The sequence below is a fragment of the Neisseria sp. P0013.S005 genome (assembly GCF_051958425.1).
Taxonomy (GTDB): Bacteria; Pseudomonadota; Gammaproteobacteria; order Burkholderiales; family Neisseriaceae; genus Neisseria; species Neisseria subflava.
On record NZ_JBQCVL010000004.1, the window covers coordinates 200689 to 207174 of the forward strand.

General features: G+C 50.5%; 5 protein-coding genes. All 5 read left to right on the top strand.

Annotated features, from left to right (window positions below):
• The first annotated feature begins 2 nt into the window (after window positions 1-2).
• Window positions 3-821 (top strand): hypothetical protein, encoded by an 819-nt coding sequence (locus tag ACTHTA_RS06210; RefSeq protein ID WP_250601235.1) that lies wholly within the window; start codon window positions 3-5, stop codon window positions 819-821.
• Window positions 822-929: 108 nt separating this feature from the next.
• Window positions 930-2099 (top strand): chloride channel protein, encoded by a 1170-nt coding sequence (locus ACTHTA_RS06215; protein ID WP_308887654.1) that lies wholly within the window; start codon window positions 930-932, stop codon window positions 2097-2099.
• A 163-nt stretch (window positions 2100-2262) separates the two neighbouring features.
• The gene (gene purH / locus ACTHTA_RS06220) at window positions 2263-3843 is read left to right on the top strand and encodes a bifunctional phosphoribosylaminoimidazolecarboxamide formyltransferase/IMP cyclohydrolase (RefSeq protein ID WP_440364430.1); all 1581 of its coding nucleotides are present in this window, start codon (window positions 2263-2265) and stop codon (window positions 3841-3843) included.
• Window positions 3844-4043: 200 nt separating this feature from the next.
• Entirely contained in the window at window positions 4044-4172 is a 129-nt protein-coding gene (locus tag ACTHTA_RS06225) for a hypothetical protein (protein ID WP_003684264.1), read from the top strand.
• A gap of 758 nt (window positions 4173-4930) precedes the next feature.
• On the top strand, window positions 4931-6486 hold a 1556-nt coding region (locus tag ACTHTA_RS06230), incomplete at its 3' end, for an ESPR-type extended signal peptide-containing protein (RefSeq protein WP_440379629.1).

Genomic DNA, 6486 nt, shown 5'->3' on the forward strand with positions numbered 1-6486 from the left:
CTATGAAACGCATTATCTCCCTGCTTTTTATTGCCTGCCCTGTCTTGGCGTCGGCTGCACCCGATAACGACAAAGCCGCTGTCCAGGCCGTCATTGCCAAGTATTACAACCGACCGCTTGCCGCGCACAAATGCCAGCTCGCCAAGCCGCCGAAAGACAGTGAGACAGCATCTGACAATATTATGTATTGCATGAAACCCGTTGCCGATCATACCGTAACACGCAACGGTAAAGCCACGCGCTATGTGTTGTACACAGGTTTTGCCTACGATATGCAACAAAAAGTAAAACAGGACGCGCATGCTTCTTCGGGCCTGGCGGAATTGTTTGTTTTGGAAAAAGCAGACGGAAAGTGGGCAATCAAACAACATGGAAGCGATGAAATCGGCGCATGGGGCGAGCCGTCGGAGAATAAGGCGTGGAAGTTTGTTCAGGTTGGCGCGCAAAACTGGGGCTATGTTGCCGAGTCAAGTTATACAGGCCAAGGCGACACGACGACTTCGCAAAACTTCCTGTTTACCGATGATAGCAACCGAATCCGTAAAAGCTTAATTATCAACGGTAACGATAACGGCGCATATTACGGCAATTGCGATGAATATAAAGGGCGCGAAAAACGAAACTGCAAAGACCGATATACCAGCCTGGAAGCCAAAATTGCTTTTGACAAAAGCCGTCCTGCCGTATCCGGCGTATGGGCGTTGACTGCAAAACTCAGCGGCGTATCAGGAAAGAAAAATTATAAAAATCAGAAATATATTTTCCCTTATAACGGCAAAACCCACGTCGCCCCCAAAAACTATCCCTTAGGCGGACAATAGTTCCCTTGAAAAACGCTTTTATCAAACCATTACTACCTCAAGTCAAATCCCGTGAAAGAAACGCATAAACTTTGGGCCGCCCTCATCATTACCGGCATTATCGGCGGCATGGTCGGCATTGTATTAACCGAAATCATGCATACAATTCAACATCTTGCCTATGGTTACGGTTCAGACGGCCTATACGTTTCTTTCCGGGAGGGCGTATCGCAGGCAAGTCCGGAGCGGCGTATGGGCGTGATGGCTTTTTGCGGTGTGGTGGTCGGCTTGGGATGGTGGTTGCTCAAACGCTACGGCAGGCCGCAACCGAGCATTAAAGCCGTGGTTAAAAATCCGCTTGCCGGGTTTCCGTTTTTTGAAACCGTCAGCCATGCCCTGTTGCAAATCATTACCGTCGGGCTTGGCTCGCCGCTCGGCCGCGAAGTTGCGCCGCGTGAAATGACCGCCGCTTTCGCTTCAGTCGGCGTCAACCGTTTCGGGTTGAGCGAAGATGATGCAAGGCTGGTTATTGCCTGCGCTTCGGGTGCAGGTTTGGCGGCTGTGTATAACGTGCCGCTCGCCTCCACACTTTTCATCCTTGAAGCCATGCTGGGCCTGTGGACGCAGCAAGCCGTCGCCGCCGCATTGCTGACTTCAGTCATCGCCACCGCCGTCGCGCGCATCGGCTTGGGCGACGTGCAGCAATATCATCCTGCCAACCTTTCCATCAATACATCACTACTTTGGTTTTCCGCCATCATCGGCCCGATACTGGGCGCAACCGCCGTCTTTTTCCAGCGTACCGCCCAAAAGTTCCCCTTCATCAAGCGCGACAACATCAAAATTATTCCCTTGGCCGTCTGCATGTTTGCACTCATCGGCGTGATTGCCGTTTGGTTTCCAGAAATTTTGGGCAATGGCAAAGCAGGCAATCAACTGACCTTTGGCGGATTGACCGACTGGCAACACAGCCTTGAGCTGACCGCCGTCAAATGGTTGGTCGTCTTAATGGCGCTTGCCGTCGGCGCATACGGCGGCCTGATTACCCCGTCCATGATGCTCGGCAGTACCATCGCCTTTGCCTCCGCAGCCGTGTGGAACAGTTTTTTCCCAGAAATGTCGTCCGAAAGCGCGGCTGTTGTCGGCGCCGCCGTTTTCCTCGGTGTTTCCCTCAAAATGCCCCTGACCGCCATAGCCTTTATTTTGGAGCTAACCTACGCCCCCGTTGCCTTACTCATGCCATTATGTACAGGCATGGCGGGCGCAGTATGGGTAGCAAAGAAAATGGGATTTAAATAGGCAAAAGCAAAAGGCCGTCTGAAACCAAGTTTCAGACGGCCTTTTACAATAAAATTGTTAACAATATTTGCAAAAACCTACTGCCAAAAATGCGAAACTGGAGGATAATACCGCCCTGAAAATTCATCCCATACTGATTAAACCTTCAACAAAGGAAATCCAAATGTCTTCCATCAAACGCGCCCTGATCAGCCTATCCGATAAGACAGGCGCAGTCGAATTTGCCCAAACCCTGACCAAGCTCGGTGTTGAAATCCTCTCTACCGGCGGTACAGCAAAGCTCTTGGCTGATGCAGGCGTTCCCGTTATCGAAGTTGCCGACTATACCGGTTTTCCCGAAATGCTCGATGGCCGCGTGAAAACCCTGCATCCGAAAATCCACGGCGGCATCCTCGGCCGTCGCGATTTGGACGAACACGTCGCTAAGATGGAAGAGCACGGCATCGGCAACATCGACCTCGTGTGCGTCAACCTCTACCCCTTCGCCGCCACCATCGCCAAACCAAACTGCACACTGGAAGACGCGATTGAAAACATCGACATCGGCGGCCCGACCATGGTGCGCTCTGCCGCGAAAAACTGGAAACACGTCGCCATCGTTACCGACACAGCCGATTTCCCGGCCATCGCCGCCGAACTCGAAGCCAACAACGGCGCATTGAGCGACAAAACCCGTTTCAACCTCTCACGCAAAGCATTCAGCCATACCGCCCAATACGACGGCATGATTTCCAACTACCTGACCTCGCTTTCAGACGACGTCTTGAGCGGCCAGCCCCAAATCGGCGAATTCCCCAGCCAGTTCAACCAAAGCTGGATTAAAGTGCAAGACATGCGCTACGGCGAAAATCCGCACCAACGCGCCGCGTTCTACCGCGATATTTACCCCGCCGCAGGCAGCCTTTCCGCCTACAAACAGCTGCAAGGTAAAGAATTATCCTACAACAACATCGCCGATGCCGATGCCGCATGGGAAGCCGTCAAATCCTTCGACGCGCCCGCCTGCGTGATCGTAAAACATGCCAATCCGTGCGGCGTAGCCATCGCCTCCAATACCTTGGATGCCTACAAACTCGCCTATGCGACCGACACCACCAGCGCGTTCGGCGGCATCATCGCCTTCAACCGCGAAGTGGACGGAGAAACCGTCAAACAGATTACCGACAACCAATTTATGGAAGTCCTGATGGCGCCGAAGTTCACCGCCGAAGCCCTCGAAATCGCCGCCGCCAAGAAAAACGTGCGTGTATTGGAAGTGCCGCTTAAAGCAGGTGCCAACCGCTTCGAACTTAAACGCGTCGGCGGCGGACTGTTGGTACAAACCCCCGACATCCACCGCATCAGCCGCGCCGATTTGAAAGTCGTCTCCAAACGCCAACCGACCGAGCAAGAATGGAACGACCTGATGTTTGTTTGGAACGTCGCAAAATACGTCAAATCCAACGCCATCGTCTTCGGCAAAGGCGGTCAAACCTACGGCATCGGCGCAGGTCAAATGAGCCGCGTGGACAGCACCCGCATCGCCGCCCGCAAAGCGCAGGACGCAGGTTTGGACTTAAACGGCGCATGTGCCGCTTCCGATGCCTTCTTCCCATTCCGCGACGGTGTAGATGTCATTGCCGAGCAGGGCATCAAAGCCATCATCCATCCCGCAGGCTCCATGCGCGACCAAGAAGTCTTTGACGCAGCGGACGAACACGGCATTGCCATGGTCGTAACCGGCATCCGCCATTTCCGCCACTAATAAGCTGATATAAAATAAAGGCCGTCTGAAAACAAAGTTTCAATATCGTGAAACCCGTTTTCAGACGGCCTTCTTCAATCATCAAACAATTTAGCGGTCTAACTGTAAATCAGGATAAAACAACCAAGCCCCAGCCAGTCGGATTAATACGGCAACACAACGTCGCCCAAGCCTAAAACTAACCCACTCAGAGAAAAAATATGAAACACATCCTCCTCATCCTAACCCTCGCCACACTCACCGCCTGCGCCTTCAGCCATACCGGCGGCTACGGCTATGCCGGCAACAACGGCGCTTCCGCAGGCGTGACCCAAACATTCCGTTGGTAAGGCCGCCTGAAAACAACACAGTTTTCTACAATAGAGAACAAACAAATCCCAAACGTAAAGGCAAGTTTTACACTTGCCTTTTTAATCTTATCTATCGGCTCAATAGCGCATAAATTCGTATCATTTATTCACCATTTATATGTTAGAAAACGTTAAAGGCCGTCTGAAAACAGGCTATGCAAAGCTTTTACACGTTTTAAACCAACTTTCAATACAAAATTCATTAATTATCTAAATAAAAGCCGACATCCAAATCTATCACTAAAATATCCTATTCGTATAATATTTAATAATCATTTCTGTTTAAAGATATTAAGTGAAATCATATTGTTATAAAAGCGTTTAAAAAGCAACAAGTAAATCTAACCGGCATGACCGTTGAAGTCGAAAAAATAACACTTTATCGGAAGAGTCAATTTACGAAACCAAAAGCATATAAAATTTGAGTCAGGATTCCGAATGCATTGAAAGAAGCTAACAAAAAGTGACTTGTTAAGAAACAAGCTGACAAAAAAACGGCACATCGTTTCCCAAACTTCACAAGCTTCCCAAAATGTATCAGCATAAAATCCCATAAAACAGGCTTTTAGCTGTTATTCGGCCGAATGGAGACTTTGGGCACGGGAATTGCATACGAGAGATTACGACGTAAAACCGCATAAAGGGGAGACTCTGAAGTGCGGCATATATATGGACAAGCAGTTTATGGTCGAGCAACACGTCCCAAAAGAAATCAAACCCCTTACAGGAAAATCGATATGAATAAAGTCTTTAAAGTTATTTGGAACCACTCGACCCAGACATGGACTGCGGTTTCTGAAATCAGCCATGCACACGGCAAAAAATCCGCTTCCGACAAGCGTAAAGCCGTAGCTGCTGTAGTTGCAGTGGCAGGTGCCTTAATGGCTTCTAGTGCTGCTCAAGCAGGTGCGGAATTGGGTGGTGGTAGCGCAACAGGTACAAATGCAGTTGCGGTTGGAGCGGCCTCAAAAGCAACCGGTACAGCCTCTTTTGCTGGTGGTACATCAGCTAATGCTGCTGGTGTAAGCTCTGTTGCGGTCGGTGGTTCTATGACTGCGGCTGAAGCTGCTCAAGCAGTTGGTAATAACTCTATTGCAGTAGGTTTTAAATCAAGTGCTTCTCAAACTGCTGACATTGCAGTAGGTTATAACGCTAAAGCTAATGGTACTTCTACTGGTTCTGATGGCGACGGCGTAGTAAATAATGCCGGTTCTGCAATGGCGATTGGTACCGACTCTCAAGCAACCGGTATCGTAGCAACTGCCATCGGTCAACGTTCTCAAGCCCTGGCAAACGGCGCGGTAGCATTGGGTGGCGACGCTCAAGCCAAACAAGGTTCTGACGTAGCAATCGGTCGCGGTTCTGTAGCCGACGGTATTTCTGCTTCTGCATTCGGTCCTGCTGCTCAAGCAACTGGTAAATACGCAGTGGCTTTGGGCGTACAAAGCCAAGCTACTTCAGAACAAGCCATCGCATTGGGTCGCCTCTCTCAAGCTAACGGCAAGTTTGCAACTGCTCTGGGTAACGGTGCTCAAGCAACAGCCCAAAACACTCTGGCTTTGGGTACAGAAGCTAAATCTACTATCGAAAACAGCGTAGCCCTGGGTAACGGTTCTACAACCAGCGCATTCGTACCTACTAACACTGCTACTGTTGGCAGCTACACTTACAGCGGCTTCGCAGGCGCAACCAGCGGCTTGGGCAACGGCGCAGTATTGTCTGTAGGTTCTGCAGGTAACGAACGTCAAATCCAAAACGTTGCCGCAGGTCGTATCAATGCAACTTCTACCGATGCAATCAACGGCTCTCAATTGTTTGCCGTAGCAAACCGCATCGAAAACCTGAATCCGTTTGTATTCTCAGGCCACAATGGCAGCGGTAGCTCACCTGCTGAAGGTACATTCAAATACAATCCAAATTCAACAAACAATCCTCTGAAACTGATCGCTGGTCACGGTTTGACAATGACCTCAAACGGCACTAACGAATACACCCTGAGCGTAATCGGTGGTGGTGCTAAAGGCGAAAAAGGTGACACCGGCGCTACTGGTGCAACCGGCGCAACTGGTGCTACCGGCGCTACTGGTGCAACTGGTGCTAAAGGCGATACCGGTGCTACTGGTGCAACTGGTGCTAAAGGTGATACCGGTGCTACTGGTGCTAAAGGTGATACCGGCGCAACTGGTGCTAAAGGCGATACTGGTGCAACTGGTGCAACTGGTGCTAAAGGTGATACCGGCGCAACTGGTGCTAAAGGCGATACTGGTGCAACTGGTGCAACTGGTGCTAAAGG